Origin of the sequence: Mycobacterium sp. SMC-21 (assembly GCF_045310825.1) — a bacterium.
In the GTDB taxonomy this organism is placed as follows: domain Bacteria; phylum Actinomycetota; class Actinomycetes; order Mycobacteriales; family Mycobacteriaceae; genus Mycobacterium.
Genome location: NZ_JBJIAO010000034.1, coordinates 24,417 through 41,034 on the forward strand (window position 1 = coordinate 24,417; position 16,618 = coordinate 41,034).

12 protein-coding genes are annotated in these 16,618 nt (G+C 67.1%); 7 read left to right on the forward strand and 5 right to left on the reverse strand.

Annotated features, from left to right (window positions below):
- The first annotated feature begins 54 nt into the window (after positions 1–54).
- Genes ACJH6H_RS23695 through ACJH6H_RS23705 form a run of 3 tightly spaced genes read left to right on the forward strand, consistent with a single transcriptional unit; the run spans position 55 to position 4,387 of the window.
- Complete coding sequence (locus ACJH6H_RS23695; RefSeq protein WP_212811980.1) at positions 55–1,998, forward strand: primary-amine oxidase; 1,944 nt, start codon at positions 55–57, stop codon at positions 1,996–1,998.
- A gap of 3 nt (positions 1,999–2,001) precedes the next feature.
- A complete protein-coding gene (locus tag ACJH6H_RS23700; protein WP_406775934.1) occupies positions 2,002–2,853 on the forward strand; it encodes a universal stress protein in 852 nt (283 codons plus the stop codon).
- Entirely contained in the window at positions 2,846–4,387 is a 1,542-nt protein-coding gene (locus ACJH6H_RS23705) for an APC family permease (RefSeq protein WP_406775935.1), read from the forward strand. The genes ACJH6H_RS23700 and ACJH6H_RS23705 overlap by 8 nt, the downstream gene beginning before the upstream one ends.
- A 414-nt stretch (positions 4,388–4,801) precedes the next feature.
- Here ACJH6H_RS23705 and ACJH6H_RS23710 read toward each other — a convergent pair whose 3' ends face one another.
- The gene (locus tag ACJH6H_RS23710; protein ID WP_064861085.1) at positions 4,802–6,823 is read right to left on the reverse strand and encodes a fatty acid desaturase; all 2,022 of its coding nucleotides are present in this window, start codon (positions 6,821–6,823) and stop codon (positions 4,802–4,804) included.
- 120 nt (positions 6,824–6,943) lie between these two features.
- Here ACJH6H_RS23710 and ACJH6H_RS23715 point away from each other — a divergent pair, with 120 nt between their 5' ends.
- The 4 genes from ACJH6H_RS23715 (at position 6,944) to ACJH6H_RS23730 (ending at position 13,540) form a co-directional block, all read left to right on the forward strand.
- Complete coding sequence (locus tag ACJH6H_RS23715; RefSeq protein ID WP_064861084.1) at positions 6,944–7,957, forward strand: AraC family transcriptional regulator; 1,014 nt, start codon at positions 6,944–6,946, stop codon at positions 7,955–7,957.
- A gap of 151 nt (positions 7,958–8,108) precedes the next feature.
- Positions 8,109–9,449, forward strand: a complete 1,341-nt coding sequence (gabT, locus tag ACJH6H_RS23720) for a 4-aminobutyrate--2-oxoglutarate transaminase (RefSeq protein ID WP_406775936.1) — start codon at positions 8,109–8,111, stop codon at positions 9,447–9,449.
- On the forward strand, positions 9,446–10,900 hold the full coding sequence (locus ACJH6H_RS23725) for an NAD-dependent succinate-semialdehyde dehydrogenase (protein ID WP_406775937.1): 1,455 nt from the start codon (positions 9,446–9,448) through the stop codon (positions 10,898–10,900). Before gabT ends, ACJH6H_RS23725 begins: the two co-directional genes overlap by 4 nt.
- Before the next feature lie 72 nt (positions 10,901–10,972).
- Positions 10,973–13,540 carry an NAD-glutamate dehydrogenase domain-containing protein gene (locus ACJH6H_RS23730; protein WP_406775938.1) on the forward strand — a complete coding sequence of 856 codons (2,568 nt, stop codon included), beginning with the start codon at positions 10,973–10,975 and terminating at the stop codon, positions 13,538–13,540.
- Here the strand turns inward: ACJH6H_RS23730 and ACJH6H_RS23735 are convergent.
- The 4 genes from ACJH6H_RS23735 to ACJH6H_RS23750 form a co-directional block, all read right to left on the reverse strand.
- Positions 13,527–13,964: a VOC family protein gene (locus ACJH6H_RS23735; RefSeq protein ID WP_406775939.1), complete on the reverse strand. Its 438-nt coding sequence runs from the start codon at positions 13,962–13,964 to the stop codon at positions 13,527–13,529. The genes ACJH6H_RS23730 and ACJH6H_RS23735 overlap by 14 nt on opposite strands.
- Before the next feature lie 44 nt (positions 13,965–14,008).
- Complete coding sequence (locus ACJH6H_RS23740; protein WP_061001609.1) at positions 14,009–14,488, reverse strand: hypothetical protein; 480 nt, start codon at positions 14,486–14,488, stop codon at positions 14,009–14,011.
- 105 nt (positions 14,489–14,593) lie between these two features.
- Positions 14,594–15,625, reverse strand: coding sequence for an agmatine/peptidylarginine deiminase (locus tag ACJH6H_RS23745; RefSeq protein ID WP_061001610.1), 1,032 nt, complete (start codon positions 15,623–15,625; stop codon positions 14,594–14,596).
- The gene (locus ACJH6H_RS23750) at positions 15,622–16,605 is read right to left on the reverse strand and encodes a nitrilase-related carbon-nitrogen hydrolase (RefSeq protein WP_053853861.1); all 984 of its coding nucleotides are present in this window, start codon (positions 16,603–16,605) and stop codon (positions 15,622–15,624) included. The genes ACJH6H_RS23745 and ACJH6H_RS23750 overlap by 4 nt, the downstream gene beginning before the upstream one ends.
- Between the last annotated feature and the right edge of the window lie 13 nt (positions 16,606–16,618).

Genomic DNA, 16,618 nt, shown 5'->3' on the forward strand with positions numbered 1-16,618 from the left:
CTTCCCCCTCTTTTCACCCCACCGACTCGACCCGTGCCGACAGGAGTTGCACCGATGCCCGACACCTTCCACCCCCTCGACCCACTGACCGCAGCCGAATTCACCAAGGTCGCCGAGATTCTCGCGGCGGCGCACGGCGTCGGGGACGGCTGGCGGTACACCTCCGTCGAGATGATCGAACCCGCCAAGGCCGAGGTGGCCGCATTCGACGCCACCGGCGCCAAGCCGGACCGGCGTGCGCTGGCGACGCTGCTCGACACCGCGAACAACCGCACCTACAAGAGCGTGGTGTCGCTGACCGACGAATCGGTGCTGTCGTGGGACCACATCCCGGGCGTGCAGCCGAACTTCACCGTCGACGAATGGGAAGAGGCCGACGAGGTGCTGCGCAAGCACCCGGATGTCATTGCGGCCCTGGCGAAGCGCGGCATCACCGACATGGACCTGGTGTTCATGGACACCTGGACCTACGGCGACGTCGTGATGCCGGAGCAGTACAAGGACCGCCGCCTGGGCTGGACCGACACCTGGGTGCGGGCCGCCGACGGCGCGAACCCCTACGCCGGCCCCGTCAACGGATTCCACTGTGTCATCGACATGAACACCATGGAACTGCTGGAGATCGAGGACACCTTCACCGTCGATCGGCCGGACATGATGGGTGAGTATGTGCCGCAGCACATTCCCGAACGCATCCGCAATGTGGGCACCCGGGAGCCGCTGCAGCCGCTGAACATCACTCAGCCCGAAGGCGTTTCGTTCACCCTCGAGGGCAATCTGCTGAAGTGGCAGAACTGGTCGCTGCGCGTCGGGTTCAACTACCGCGAGGGCATGACGCTGCACGCGGTGAGCTACAACGACAACGGCAACGTGCGGTCGGTGGCCAACCGGATGTCGTTCGCCGAGATGATGGTCCCCTACCGCGACCACTGCACCGACCATTACCGCCGAACGGCTTTCGACATCGGCGAGTGGGGCATCGGCTTCATGACCACCTCATTGGAGCTGGGCTGTGACTGTCTCGGCGAGATCCGGTACCTGGACGCCGTGCTGCACAACAGCAAGGGCGAGCCCTACACCATCAAGAACGCCATCTGCATCCACGAAGAAGACAACGCCGTGCTGTGGAAGCACGTCGACCACCACCACGGCGCCGAGGTGCGCCGCATGCGCCGGCTCACGGTGTCGTTCCACGTCACCGTCGCCAACTACGAGTACCTCACCTACTGGCGGTTCTACCAGGACGGCAACATCGAATGCGAGGTCCGCGCAACGGGAATCATGGTGGTGAGCAACTTCCCGGAGGGCCAGGCCCACCCCCACGGCACGCTGGTCGACAACCGCACCTATGCGCCGTACCACCAGCACTTCCTCGTCGCCCGGCTCGACCTCGACATCGACGGCACCGAGAACACGGTGTACGCCAGCGAGACCGAGATCGAACCGATGGGACCGGACAATCCCTACGGACTGTCGCTGCGGCAGCGCAACACCCCGCTGCGCACCGAGGCCGAGGGCAAGCAGAACATGAACTTCCAGACCCAACGGGCATGGAAGGTCGTCAACGACAACGTCCGCAACGGCATCGGAACCCCACCGGCGTACAAGCTGGTGCCCGGCGGCGCCTTCCCCGCCATGTTCGATCCGAACTCCCCGGTTCTGGCACGCTGCCGCGCCATCGAGCACACCGTGTGGGTCACCCCCAACTCTCCCGAAGAGCGTTGGCCCGCGGGTGAATTCGTCACACAGAGCAAGGAAGACACCGGCCTGCCGATGTGGACCGAGGCGAACCGCTCGATCGAGAACACCGACGTGGTGCTGTGGTACGTGTTCGGCATCCACCACATCACCCGGCCGGAAGACTGGCCGATCATGCCGGTCGACACCGTCAACTTCTGGCTCAAGCCCGTCGGCTTCTTCGATCGCAACCCGTCGATCGACGTCGCACCGACGCCGCCGAAGGCCTGCCACATGTCCTCCAACTGCGAAGAAGGCTGAGCCGTGACCACTCCGCGAATCGCCGTCGCGTATCTCGCGACACCCGGCGGTGACGACGCCGTCGCCGTCGGCGAGCAGATCGCCCGCACCCTCGGCGCCGAGATCGACCTGTGCATGGTGCTGCCCAGCGACCGGTCGGCGCTGGCCACCACGCCCGGCGGCATCCTGCAGCGCGAAGCCGAAAGTTGGCTCGCCGCAGCCGCGGCCGGCGTCCCCAGCGATCTCAAGGTGACGACCCATCTGAGCTTCGACGAGTCCAGCACGGCGGGCCTGATCGCGGCCGCCGAAGCGGCCGGAGCCGAGGCCCTGGTGGTCGGCGGCGCCGGTGGCGGTATCGCCGGCTCGCTGTCGCTCGGGTCGGTGGTCAACGATCTGGTGCACGCATCGCCGATTCCGGTGGTCATCGCACCGCGTGGCGCCCGCCTGAAGCGCGACGAACGGATCCGTGAAGTCACGTGCGCCGTCGGAACCCGGCCGGGCGCCAAGCTGCTGTTGGATGCCGTGCTGCGGCTGTGCCGGGACACCGGGACACCGCTGCGCCTGGTGTCGCTGGTCGCCGTCGACGACGCCGACGACCTGGAACTGGCCCAGCAGCACGCACAGAAGGCCCTCGACCAAGCGAAAGCATTTCTGCCGGAAGGCATTCCGGTCAGCTCGCGCGTGGCCACCGGCGCCGGTGTCGAGGACGCCGTCAACAAGCTCGGCTGGCATGACGGCGACGTGATCATGGTCGGGTCCAGCCGGCTCGCACAGCCCCGCCGGCTCTTCCTGGGATCGACCGCGGCCAAGATGCTGCGCGTCCTGCAGGTCCCCATGATCGTGGTTCCGAAAGCTGAAGGGGCTGATAATGACTGAACAACTGGCCGATTCCGACCTCGCTCGTGTAGAGCGGGAAGAAGGCCTCGTCGCCAAGGGCCTCGCCGCAGGCAGAATCGGCACCATCACCGGGGCAATCCTCGGTATCTCGACCGTGGCGCCCGGCTACACGCTCACGGCCAGCATCGGGCTGATCGTCGCGGCGGTCGGGCTGAAGATGCCGGCCATCCTGATCGCCGGCTTCATCCCGATGTTCCTGACCGCCTACGCGTACCGCGAACTCAACTCGCGGGCACCCGACTGCGGCGCATCGTTCACCTGGTCCACCAAGGCTTTCGGCCCGTATGTCGGCTGGATGTGTGGCTGGGGCATGGTGATCGCCACCATCATCGTGCTGTCCAATCTCGCCTCGATCGGCGTCCAGTTCGGCTACGAATTCCTGGGCAGCGTGCTGCACAACCAGAAGCTCGCCACGCTCTCGGCCGACAACGTCTGGATCAACATCGGGTCCACCGTCGCGCTGCTGGCCATCGCCACCTACATCTCGTGCCGTGGCATCACGACCAGCGAGAAGGTGCAGTACGTGCTGGTCGGCTTCCAGATGATCGTGCTCATCACGTTCTCGATCGTCGCGATCGTGCGGTCCGGCGGGGCCGAAGGGCACCTGAGCTTCGATATCGATTGGTTCGACCCGTTCACCGGACTCACCATGAGCGCCTTCGTGATCGGGCTCATCGGCTCCATCTTCGCGTTCTGGGGCTGGGACACCTGTCTGACCCTCGGTGAGGAATGCAAGGACCCCACCAAGGTGCCCGGCCGTGCCGGATTGCTCTGCGTCCTGTCGATCCTGCTGACGTACCTCCTGGTCGCAGTCGCCGTGATGATGTATGCCGGGATCGGCGACACCGGCCTCGGACTGGGCAACAAGGACAACGCGGCCAACGTCTTCGGCGCGCTGGCCTATCCGGTCCTCGGCGAATGGGGCGGGCCGCTGCTCCTGCTGGCGGTGTTCGCCTCGTCGATCGCCAGCCTGCAGACCACCGTGCTGCCGGCCGCCCGCACCATGCTGGCCATGGGCACCTACGGGGCCTTCCCCAAGCGGTTCGCCAGTGTCAGCCCGCGCACCCTGTCGCCGGTGTACAGCACCGTCGTCGCCGGCGTGGTGACCGCCGCGTTCTACACCATCGTGACGCTGCTGTCCGAACGCACGCTGCTGGATACCATTGCCGCCCTTGGCATCATGATCTGCTGGTACTACGGCATCACGGCGTTCGCCTGTGTCTGGTTCTTCCGCAAGGAACTGTTCCTCAACGCGCACAACGTGATCTACAAGTTGGTGTTCCCCCTGCTCGGTGGCATCATGCTGCTGTCCGTGTTCGTCAAATCGGTGCTCGTCAGCATGGATCCGACGGCCAGCGGCAGCGGCGCGGAGATCGGCGGCATCGGCCTCGTGTTCTATCTGGGCTTCGGCATCCTGATCTTCGGCGCGGTGCTGATGCTCGTGATGCGCGCGTCCCAGCCGGCGTTCTTCCGCGGTGAGACGCTGACGATGGACACGCCCCCGCTGCCCTGAGGCGGCTCGATCTGACGCGCCCCGTCACGCTTCGGCGTGGCGGGGCGCTTCTCTTTTGGCCGGCCAATTGCCCTGTGCCGGTTGACTCTGCGGTCTGGGCGGGGATTGTCGAGTAGCCATGTGCGTAGACGCAGAGTCAACGCCCGGGCCGAGCATGCCCCTGTTGACCCTGCAACCTGGGCGCGAATTGCCGAGTAAGCGTGTACGTAGGCGCGGGATCAACGCCATCCGACGTTCACCCTGCAACCTGGGCGCGAATTGTCGAGTAACCATGTGCCAGGGTGCAGAGTCGACGCCCAGGCCGAGCATGCCCCTGTTGACCCTGCAACCTGGGCGCGAATTGCCGAGTAACCATGTACGTAGGCGCAGGATCAACGCCCAGGCCGGCGCGAAACCGGCCAGACAAGTACCCGGTCAGCCGTCGTAGTCGACCGACACCGTCGGGCTGGTCGGATGTGACTGGCAGGTGAGGATGTAGCCGGCGTCGAGGTCGTTGCACCCGAGGGCGAAGTTCTGGTCCATCTCGACCGTGCCGCCAAGCAGTTTGGCCCGGCAGGTGCCGCACGCACCACCCATGCACGAGTAGGGCGCGCCAATTCCCGCCTGCAGTGCGCTTTCCAGGATCGTGTCGCCGGCGGCGAGACCGAAAGTCTGCTTCTTTCCGGATAATTGGACGGTGACGGTGGCCGACTGGTGGTCGCGCACAGGCGCGTCGCCGCGGTCGAAGCCGGTGAACAATTCCAGATGGATCCGCTCGGGTTCGACGCCACCCTCGATCAGCATCTCGCGCGCACCGGTGGACATCGCGGCCGGGCCGCACAGGAACCACTCGTCCACGCTCTCGGGATGAAGGTCGCCCGTGAGCCAGTGGGCCAAGCGTTGCGCATCGATGCGGCCGGACAGCTCCGGGGTATGCCGCGGCTCGGCCGACAACACGTGCCGGATTTCGAGGCGGTCGGCATAGCGGGATTCGAGACGGTCGAGTTCGGCGCGGAACATCGTCGACTCTTTGGTGCGGTTGCCGTAAATGAGCGTGAACCGGCTCTCGGTTTCGAGCTCCATGACGGTCGCCAGGATCGACAGCACCGGGGTGATGCCGCTGCCGGCCACCAGCCCGACGTAATGCTTGCGGTGCAGCGGATGCAGGGCAGAGCTGAAGCTGCCGGCCGGGGTCATCACCTCCAGGACGTCGCCGGCCCTGAGGTGCTCGGCCACGAATCCCGAGAATGTCCCTCCCGGAATGTGTTTCACCGCGATCCGCAGCTGGGCCCGCGTGGCCGGCGCGCAGATCGAATAGCTGCGGCGCACGCCCTCGCCCCCCAGGTCGGTGCGCACCGAGACGTGCTGGCCGGGTTCGAACCGGAACTGGTCCTGCAGTGCCTCGGGAACGGCGAAGGTCACCAATGTGCTGTCTGCGGTGATCGGGTCGACCGCGGCCACCGGGATCCGGTGGAACACCGCGTGCGATGAACTCGAGCGCGCCGGCATCCGCACCGGCAGCAGCCGACCGAGCTTGCCGTTCAGTTGCTTCCACTCCCGGAATTCGCCGGAGTCGAGCCCCTGCCCGAACACCGTGGAGATCGCGGCGTTCCGGTCCAGGTAGGCCTCCTCGTTGCGGCGCCAGGTCTTGGTATAGCGGTAGAACGGCACCGACGGGTGCAGGTGGTGCACCAGGTGGTAGTTCTGCGACAGCATCAACGGGGTGTAGAGCCACTCCATCCCCACGCGGGTTCTGGTCGCCCGGTAGCGGTCACTGCGTTGAGTGTCCGCCAACCCGTGGTGCGGCATCCAGTCGAACCACCACGCCAAGACGACCACCGCGATGCGCTGCGGAATGACGAAGACGACGGCCAGCGTCCAGAAGTGGCCCGACATGATCGCGACGATCAACCCGGCCACCGAAATGGCCACGCATGCCAGGGTTTCAGCGACCTCGGCCTTGGGACGACCGCGAACCTTGCGGATCAGATAAGTGCCGTACGAAACGTCGAGTACGGCCCAGCGGAACGGCAGTTGCCACGCCGGCCCATGGGAGGCGAAGGTGTCCGGATCGTTCTCGTCGTCGTTCGAATGCCGGTGGTGCTCAATGTGAATGAACCCGAACGAGGGGAACGAGATCAGCGGCTGGACGAACGGCACAGCCAGCCGTCCGAACAAGCCGTTGACCCAGCGCGTCGAGCTGATGGCATAGTGCACGGCGTCGTGGACGACGGTGAACATCGTGAAGGTCACCACCGCGTTGACCACGATGGGCACCCACATCGGAGCGGCGCCGCCCAGATAAGCGACGGTCGACGTGACGAATGCCGCGGCGCCCGCGAGAAACAGCGCGACAGTCGGCCATGCCAACTTCGGCACCTGCTCGCCCGGATCGGGCAACGCCGTTCGCGCGGCGGGTTGGCTTTCTGCCCGGTCGGCCACTTCGACTGACGACATTCGACACTCCGTCTTTCGGGCAACCCTCGTTGGTTGCGTCTGCCGAAAAACGCTACGGACGGGGCCGACGCGACTGAATGTTCCAACGGGACGTTGATTTGGTATTTTCGGACAGTGGGAATGGCCCCGGTCTGGGCGGTGCCGCGGGGCACCGAAGGCGTCCGCATCATGGTGCAGGGCGCCATCGCGCATGGGATGACAGCCGCCGAATGTCTGGCAGGTAGCGGACTGACCGAAGCCGACCTGGACGACGAGAACGCCGAAATCTGGGCGCATCAGGAATTCGACGTCATCCGCAATCTCATTGCGGGACTTGGCGACAGACCGGGTGTCGGCATCGAGGTGGGAGTGCACTCCACCCTGGGACGGGCCGGCTTGCTCGGGTTCCTGATCCTGGCCAGCCCCAATCTCCGACAGGGGGTCGAACTGATCCTGCCTTATCTCGCGCTGTCCCCCACGCACCTGCGGTTCTCGGTGGAGACCGACGACCAGTACGGATACCTCGTCGCCGACGACAGCGAATTACCCACGGATGTCAGGGCGTTCATCGTCGAGCGGGACCTCGCCGGATTCGTCGCCGCGACACAGGGCGCCAACCTGGCGCTGACACCGGCGTGGGCGGACACGACACTCGATGCCGCTCGCGCCGAGAAGCTCGCCGAACTGTGGGGGCTTCCGGTATCCGCTGTACGTTCCGGCCAGTGCACCAACCGAATCGCCGCCACCCACGAAGTATTGGAGATGCCGTCGCCGCTCGCCGACGCCAATACGGCGCGCAAGATCGAGCAGCAATGCCGGGACCTGCTCGAGCGCAGGCTCTCTCGCGTCGGCGTGGCGGGCCAGGTTCGGAGCCGGCTGCTGCACAACCCCGGCGAACTGCCGTCGATGCCGACCATCGCCGACGAATTGCACATCGACCAGCGCACGCTGCGCCGTCGGCTCGCTGCCGAGGGCACCTCCTACCGCGCGTTGCTCGACGAGGTCCGCCGCCAGCTGGCCCTCGAGCTGCTCCAACAGGACCTTTCGGTCGAGGAGATCTCCCGGCACCTGGGGTACGCCGAAACGGCCAATTTCACCCACGCTTTCAAGCGCTGGGAAGGCACGGCACCGAGCTACTTCCGCAGGCCGCGTTAGCCCCGCTCTGGTCGGCTTCCGCAAGCGCTCGTACCCCACGACAAAATGGTGTGCTTGATGCGCTCGAAATCGACAAAGTGGACATAGTTATCCGCGCCACAACCGCAGAGAATCAGCAGTACACAAGCCGTTCGATCACCAGGAGCAACCGATGACCGACATCACCTATCGACTGGCGCAGAAGCGCAACATCGTCACCGCGCTGCCCGGTCCGCGATCGGCCGAGATGTCGGCGCGCCGCCAGGCCGCGGTGGCGGGTGGCGTCAGCTCGTCGGCACCGGTCTACGCCGCGGACGCCGACGGCGGCGTCATCGTCGACATCGACGGCAATTCGCTGATCGACCTGGGTTCGGGCATCGCCGTCACCAGCGTCGGCGCATCGCACCCCGGTGTCGCCGCGGCAGTGGCCCAGCAGGCCGCCCGCTTCACGCACACCTGTTTCATGATCACCCCGTACGAGGGCTACGTGGAGCTCGCCGAGCGGCTCAACGCCATGACCCCCGGCGATCACGAGAAGCGCACCGCATTCTTCAACTCGGGCTCCGAAGCCGTCGAGAACGCGGTCAAGGTCGCGCGGCTGGCCACCGGCCGGCAGGCCGTCGTCGCCTTCGACCACGCCTACCACGGCCGCACCAACATGACCATGGCCCTGACCGCCAAGGCCATGCCCTACAAGACGCAGTTCGGTCCGTTCGCGCCCGAGATCTACCGCATGCCCGCGTCGTACCCGTACCGCGATGGCCTGACCGGCGAGGCCGCCGCCAAGGCCGCCATCAGCCGCATCGAGACCCAGATCGGCGCCGCGTCGCTCGCCGCGGTCATCATCGAGCCCATCCAGGGTGAGGGCGGTTTCATCGTGCCCGCGCCGGGATTCCTTGCCACCCTTGTCGATTGGTGCAAGGCAAACGGCGTCGTGTTCATCGCCGACGAGGTGCAGACGGGCTTCGCCCGTACCGGATCGTGGTTCGCCTCCGAGCACGACGGCATCGTCCCCGACATCATCACCATGGCCAAGGGCATCGCCGGCGGCATGCCGCTGGCCGCCATCACCGGCCGGTCCGACCTGCTCGACGCCGTGCACCCCGGTGGCCTGGGTGGCACCTACGGCGGTAACCCCGTCGCCTGCGCCGCGGCCCTCGCCACGCTCGACGCCATGGCCGAGATGGACCTGCCTGCCCGCGCCCGCGCCATCGAAACCGCGGTCGTGCCCAAGCTGCAGGCCCTGACCGACACCGGAGTGATCGGTGACGTCCGTGGCCGCGGCGCCATGCTGGCCATCGAGATCGTCAAACCGGGTACCAATGAGCCGAATCCGGTTCTCACGAAAGCCATTGCGGCAGAGGCCTTCAAGCGCGGCGTCATCCTTCTGACCTGCGGCTCGTACGGAAACATCATCCGCCTGCTCCCGCCGCTGGTCATCAGCGACGAGCTGCTCGACGAGGGCATCGCCGTCCTGGCCGACATCGTGCGCGAAATGGCGGCAGCCCGATGATCGACCGCACCACGCTGCTGGAGTCCATGCCCACCGAGCTGTGGCTCGGCGGCCTGCAGGTCCCCGCGTCCACCGGAGCCCGCTTCGCCGTGCACGACCCGGCCACGGACGCCGTGCTCATCGAGGTCGCCGACGCCTCGCCCACCGACGGTGCCCGCGCCCTCGACGACGCGGTCGCCGCGCAGGCGTCGTGGGCCGCCACCCCGGCCCGGGAACGTGCCGAAATCCTGCGCCGCGCTTGGGAACTGGTCATGGAGCGTCGCGACGTCTTCGCCCTGACCATGACCCTCGAGATGGGCAAGCCCCTGGCCGAGAGCCAGGGTGAGGTCAACTACGGCGGCGAGTTCCTGCGCTGGTTCGCCGAAGAAGCGGTGCGGATCAACGGCCGCTACACGCAGTCGCCCACCGGCACCGGCCGCATCCTGGTCACCAAGCAGCCCGTCGGCCCGACCCTCGCCATCACACCGTGGAACTTCCCGCTGGCCATGGGCACCCGCAAGATCGGCCCGGCGCTGGCTGCCGGTTGCACCATGATCGTCAAGCCCGCAGCCGAGACCCCGCTGACCATGCTGCTGCTGGGCCAGGTGTTCGCCGACGCCGGCCTGCCCGCCGGCGTGCTGTCGATCCTGCCGACCACCGATGCCGCCGGTCTGACCGGCCCGCTGCTGACGGACCCGCGGCTGCGCAAGCTGACGTTCACCGGCTCCACCGGTGTCGGACGAAAGCTGTTGGCACAGTCCGCAGACCGGGTGCTGCGCACCTCGATGGAACTCGGCGGCAACGCCCCGTTCGTGGTGTTCGACGACGCCGATCTGGACGCCGCGGTCGACGGTGCCATGGCCGCCAAGATGCGCAACATGGGTGAGGCATGTACCGCCGCCAACCGCATCCACGTCGACAACGCGGTCCGTGCCGAGTTCACCGAGAAGCTCGCCGCCCGCATGGCGGCACTGGCCACCGGCCCGGGCGACCAGGCGGGCAGCCAGGTCGGTCCGCTGATCACCGCCAAGCAGCGGGCGACGGTCGACGAGCTGGTGCAGGACGCCGTCAACAAGGGCGCGACGGTGGCCACCGGCGGCAAACCCGTTGAAGGCGAAGGCTTCTTCTACCCGCCGACGGTGCTCGCCGACGTGTCGGCCGATGCCCGCCTCCTGCGTGAGGAGATCTTCGGACCGGTCGCCGCGATCATCGGATTCGACGGCGAACAGGCCGGCATCGATGCCGCCAACGACACCGAATACGGCCTGGCCGCGTACGTCTACACGCAAGGCCTGGACCGGGCACTGCGGGTCGCCGAGGCAGTCGAGGCCGGCATGGTGGGCGTCAACCGCGGCGTCATCTCCGATGTGGCCGCGCCGTTCGGCGGCATCAAGGAGTCCGGCATCGGGCGTGAAGCCGGCAGCGAGGGCATCGAGGAGTACCTCGAGACCAAGTACATCGCCCTTCAGTAATTGCGCCGCAACAACTTTCCCCTCTCCCTCCACACACAGACATCCAAGTAAATAGACCGGAGTAGTCCTCCCATGCAGAATTCCGCTGCCCGGGTGTCTTTCGACGCCGACGGGCTGAACAACCACGCCCAAATCCAGTGGCCCGGGCATCCGCCGTTCCTGGCCGACGTCTGCGCGATGTTCGAGTCCTTCGGCCTGCGCGTCGCCTCGTACCACCACTCCGACGATGCCGGGCACTGCTACGAGTTCGGCGATCTCTCGCTGTCCGAGGCGACACGTGACCTGGTCGCGCAGGCCTGTGAGGCCGCCATCGCGGGGCGCTGGAGCGTCGACCGGTACGCGATGCTCATCGTCGCGGCCGGCATCGACTGGCGCCGCGCGGTGCTGATCCGCGCGGCGTGCCGGTTCCTCCGGCAGACGGGCCTGGGATTCTCCGAGGACTACATCATCGAATCCCTGGTCGCCGCACCCGGTTTCGTGAACGCATTGCTGGCGCTGTTCGACGCCCGGTTCAACCCGGACGCCACCGCTGACGTCGAGCAGGCGGATCGAGAGGTCGCCGGTCTCGTGGATGCCGCCACCTCGCTGGACGACGACCGGATCCGGCGGGCACTGCACGCCTTCGTGGCGGCGACACTGCGCACCAACTGGTTCCAGGTCGGCGTCGACGGCCTACCCAAGGACTACGTGTCGTTCAAGATCGACTCGGCGCGCCTGTCGATCACCGGACCTGTTGTGCCCTACCGCGAAATCTTCGTGCACTCCGACACCGTCGAGGGTGTGCATCTGCGCAGCGGCGCGATCGCCCGCGGCGGCCTGCGCTGGTCCAACCGGGCCGAGGACTTCCGTACCGAGGTCATGGGCCTGATGAAGACGCAGGCCGTGAAGAACGCCCCGATCGTGCCGACCGGCGCCAAGGGCGCCTTCGTCTTGCGTTCTGCCACTGTCGATCCCGCGGACGGCTACCGCACCTTCATCCGCGGCCTGCTCGACGTCACCGACAACATCGTCGACGGCACCATCCGCCATCCCGACCGCACCGTGTGCCCCGACGGCGACGACGCCTATCTCGTCGTGGCCGCCGACAAGGGCACCGCCACGTTCTCGGACCTGGCCAATTCCATTGCCGCCGAATACGACTTCTGGCTGGGCGACGCCTTTGCCTCGGGCGGGTCGGCCGGGTACGACCACAAGGCCATGGGCATCACCGCCCGCGGCGCGTGGCTGTCGGTACGGCGGCACTTCGCCGAGGCCGGCCATGACATCGACGCCGAACCGTTCACCGTCGCCGGCATCGGCGACATGTCGGGTGATGTGTTCGGCAACGGAATGCTACTGTCCCGCAACATCAAACTGGTCGCCGCGTTCGACCACCGGCACATCTTCCTGGATCCGAATCCGGATACGGAGACCTCGTACGCCGAGCGCGAGCGCCTCTTCCGGCTCCCCCGATCCAGCTGGCAGGACTACGACCCGGCGCTGATCTCGTCGGGCGGCGGCGTGTGGTCACGCACCGCCAAGTCGATTCCGCTGTCGGATCAGGTCCGGGCCCGCCTGGGCATCACAGCCGCCGAATGCACGCCCGACGAGCTGATCAGCGCGGTGCTGCGGGCACCGGTCGACCTGCTGTGGAACGGCGGCGTCGGCACGTATGTCCGCGCCGACGACGAGACCGACGCCGACGCCCAGGACAAGGCGAACGACCGCGTACGGGTCACCGCATCGCAGTTGCGCTGCAAGGTGATCGGCGAGGGCGGCAACCTCGGGCTGACGCAACAGGCCCGGATCGCGTTCGCGCTTCGCGGCGGCCGGGTCAACGCCGACTTCATCGACAACGCCGCCGGGGTCGCCACCTCCGACCTCGAGGTCAACCTCAAGATCGCACTGGACTCCGGCACCATCGCCACCGCCCGACGCAATGCGCTGCTCGCCGGTGCCACCGACGACGTCGCCGCACGGGTCCTGGCCGACAACGCCGACCAGATCCTCGCGATCAGCATGGCTGCCGCCGAGGCCGGCTCGCTGTTGGAGCGGCACGTCCGGCTCATCGGCAACCTGCAGGACGTGGCCGGCGTCGACCCCGATGTCGAGGGGCTGCCGTCGAAGCAGGAACTGGATCGCCGCCGGCTCGTCGGACTCGGACTCACCCGCCCCGAAATCGCGGTGCTGCTGGCGCAATCCAAGAACCTGGTGTCGCAGGAGCTGTTGGCCTCCGGCGTTCCGGATCACGAGATGTTCGTCGGCCGCCTGGAGCAGTACTTCCCGGCCACCATCGCCGAGCAGGCGCGCGCCGAGATCGCGAACCATCCACTCCGCCGCGAGATCGTCGCGACCTCGGTCGCCGGTGAGCTGATCAACCGCGTCGGTCCCGGCACGATCTACCGTATGCAGGAGCGACTGTCGGTGAGTACGGCCGACGTGGCGATGGCGTACGCGACGGTGCGCGACATCCTCGATCTCGACAACCTGTGGTCCGAGGTGCTGACCGGTAAGACCGATGAGAGCGGGCGCATCCAGGCGCTGCTGGAGATCCGGGAACTGCTCGAGCACCTGACGTCGTGGGTGGTGCGCAACGGCGCGGGCAACCGCGACCGGGTGAGCGCCGCGGTCAGCCGGTTGATGGCGGTCAGCTCTTCTTGAGCTCCTCGGCGAGCATCACGATGATGCCGCTGGGCCCACGGACATACGTGAGCTTGTAGATGTCTTCGTAGGTCGCCACGCCGCGCAGCGGATGGCAGCCGTGCCGCGCGGCGATCTCGAGGGCAGCGTCGATGTCGTCGACCGAGAACGCGACGCGGTGCATGCCGATGACGTTGGGGCGGGTGGGCCCCGACTCGATGGCCTCGGGATGGATGTACTCGAAGAGCTCGATGCGGCCGTGACCGCCCGGCGTCTCGAGCATCGCGATGTTGGCGTGGTTACCGTCGAGACCCACCGCGGTTTCGGTCCATTCGCCGCTGACCGTGGCACGGCCGACCACCGTCAGCCCCAGGTCGGTAAAGAACGCGATGGTCGCGTCGAGATCGCGCACGGCGATGCCGACGTTCTCGAGTTTGATGGCCATGCGGACGATGGTACCGAGTCGGACCGAGCCTCACCGGTCGGCTTCTAGCCCGTGACCCTGCCCTTGCACTGCTCGTCACGCCAGTTCTGCCAGAGCACGTTGGCAATGGTCGGAGGACCAGCCATGAATCTCATGGTGATGAATTCATCGGTTCCGGGCTTGATCCATGAGTACGGGCCGCCGGTGTAAATGGTGCACTGCTGCCATCCTTTACGCAGCAGACCGCCATCGGCCACCGCAAATATCGTGTTTCGGATCGGGATGTCTTTCCGCGAGTCCAGGCGGTCGCCCTTGTAGCCCCATGCCTCACGTGACGAGGTCTTGCTGTAGCTGCTCTGAACTAGCCAGGTAGCCGCCGGCATGTCGATCCCGAGCAACTTCGACTTGTTGTCCCGGGTGGTGGTCGTCGGGGTCGATGACGCCGACCGCCGTTTCTCCAGATTCTCACGAACCGTTTCGCTGGCGATCCGGTCGGTCTCCACGACACAGCCCGTCAGCACCACGGGGCCGACGATGGCGGCCAAAGCGAGTGCAGCAAAGCGACTCTTGATGGCTCCTCCTGACGTAGGTGACTGAATCAAGAGGTTAGGAGCAAATCTTGCCGATGGGAAGGGGCACCAACAGGGCTGCTACTCGCCCATCGCCGCCGGCTGGTGCTGCGTGATGCAGTGGATGCCGCCGCCGCGCTCGAACAGCGGCCGCGCGTCGACGCTGACCACGCGCCGGCCGGGATACTGCTCGGCCAGGATCGCCGCCGCGTCGGCGTCGCGCGGATCACCGAACGCGCACGCGATGACGCCGCCGTTGACCACCAGGTGGTTGATGTAGCTGTAGTCGACGTAGCCCTCGGCATCGGTCAGCAGGTCCGGTGCGGGAAGTTCGATGATCTCCCACGGCCGGCCCGCGGCGTCACAGGTCTCGGCGAGGGCCTCGCGAATCTCCTTGCACACCAGGTGGTCCGGATGCACATCGGAGCGCTGCGCATGCAGCAGCAGGCGCCCCGGTGACGTGATGGCCGCGACGATGTCGACGTGTCCGCGGGTGCCGAAGCGCTCCGAGTCGCGTGTCAGACCACGCGGCAACCACACGGCGTGGGTGGCGCCGAGGGTGCGGGCCAGTTCGGCCTCGATGTCGGCCTTGGTGGCGCCGGGATTGCGGCCGGGGTCGAGTTGGACGGTCTCGGTGACCAGCACCGTGCCCTGCCCGTCGACCTGGATACCGCCGCCCTCGTTGACCAACGCCGAACTGATCACCGGAACGCCGGCCCAACCAGCCACGGCGGCACCGATTTTCGCGTCACGATCCCAGCGTGCCCAGTCCTGGCCGCCCCAGCCGTTGAACACCCAGTCCACCGCGGCCACCGAACCGTCGGCGGCGTGCACGAAGGTCGGGCCGATGTCGCGCATCCAGGCGTCGTTGAGCGGCGCCTCGACGATGTCGACCTCGGCGGACAGATACCGCCGCGCGGCAGCCGTCTCCGCGGGGTCAACCACGACGGTCACCGGCTCGAACTCCAGCACCGCGTGGGCCACGGCAGCCCATGTCGAGCGCGCCTCGTGGTGTTCGGTTTCGTTGTCCCCCAAGGAATATCCTTCGGACGGGAACGCCATCCACACCCGGTCCTGTGGTGCACTCTCCGCAGGCATCACGTAGTTCGTCATTTCACCACCGCGGTGGCCTCGTGGCCGGCGCCGTACGGACGTTGCGCGTCGACCGGTGCGGTCAGCGCGCCGTAGCTCTCGGGCCGGCGGGTCAGCAGGAACGGGAACAGCTCCAGCCAGTCGCGGCGCTGGTCGAGGTCCAGATCGGCGACCAGCACCGCCTCCTCGTCGCGCGGCGCCTGCACCAGCACCCGGCCATAGGGGTCGGAGATGAACGACGAGCCGTAGAAGGTCACGGTGCCCTCGTCGCCAATTCGGTTGGGCACCACCATGAAAAGGCCGCTGTTGATGCCGTTGGCGACGATGACCTGCTGCCACAGCGGCTGCGTGTCGAACGCCGGGAAGACCGGTTCGGATCCGATGGCCGTCGGGTAGACGACGATCTCCGCACCGCCGAGCGAGTAGTTGCGAGCCACCTCGGGGAACCATTCGTCCCAGCACGTCGGCATTCCGAGCTTGGCGCCGAGTCCCTCCGGCTCGTAGACCGGGTACGGGTTGCCCTCGGCAGGACCGGCCCGGAAGTAGGTGTCCTCGTAGTAGCCCGCCGAGATCGGGATGTGCATCTTGCGGGTCCGGCCGGCGAGCTCGCCCGACGGGGAGACCAGGATCGCCGTGTTGAAGCCCAAACCGTCTGCCGCCGGCGACTTTTCGTAAAGCGACGCGTGCACGAAGATGCCGTTGGCGCGGGCCGCCTCGGCGGCGAGTGCGAACGTCGGTCCGTCGAGGAGATCTTCGGCGGTATCCCCCGGGTTCGGGCCGGCCGGGGTGTCGGCGGGATACCGCAGCAGGGTGATCTCCGGCAGGCAGACCAGCGCGGCGCCCTCTCCGGCCGCGCGGTCGATGCCGTCACGCAGCACCTTGGCGAGCTCATCGGCATCGGGACGCCAGCGGTGCTGCACCAGGCCGACCCGCACCGGCGGGCGCGTCGACTCGGTGCTGCGGGACAGCGACTCGGGTGCGGTGGCGGTCAGGGTGATCATCAGCTGGACTCCT

Excerpts from the sequence above, each read along its gene's own strand:
- ACJH6H_RS23730 (WP_406775938.1), top strand. The coding sequence starts at position 10,973 with ATGCAGAATTCCGCTGCCCGGGTGTCTTTCGACGCCGACGGGCTGAAC.
- ACJH6H_RS23715 (WP_064861084.1), top strand. The coding sequence starts at position 6,944 with ATGGCCCCGGTCTGGGCGGTGCCGCGGGGCACCGAAGGCGTCCGCATC.
- ACJH6H_RS23695 (WP_212811980.1), top strand. The coding sequence starts at position 55 with ATGCCCGACACCTTCCACCCCCTCGACCCACTGACCGCAGCCGAATTC.
- ACJH6H_RS23750 (WP_053853861.1), bottom strand. The coding sequence starts at position 16,605 with ATGATCACCCTGACCGCCACCGCACCCGAGTCGCTGTCCCGCAGCACC.
- ACJH6H_RS23735 (WP_406775939.1), bottom strand. The coding sequence starts at position 13,964 with ATGGCCATCAAACTCGAGAACGTCGGCATCGCCGTGCGCGATCTCGAC.
- gabT (WP_406775936.1), top strand. The coding sequence starts at position 8,109 with ATGACCGACATCACCTATCGACTGGCGCAGAAGCGCAACATCGTCACC.
- ACJH6H_RS23710 (WP_064861085.1), bottom strand. The coding sequence starts at position 6,823 with ATGTCGTCAGTCGAAGTGGCCGACCGGGCAGAAAGCCAACCCGCCGCG.
- ACJH6H_RS23745 (WP_061001610.1), bottom strand. The coding sequence starts at position 15,625 with ATGACGAACTACGTGATGCCTGCGGAGAGTGCACCACAGGACCGGGTG.
- ACJH6H_RS23705 (WP_406775935.1), top strand. The coding sequence starts at position 2,846 with ATGACTGAACAACTGGCCGATTCCGACCTCGCTCGTGTAGAGCGGGAA.
- ACJH6H_RS23725 (WP_406775937.1), top strand. The coding sequence starts at position 9,446 with ATGATCGACCGCACCACGCTGCTGGAGTCCATGCCCACCGAGCTGTGG.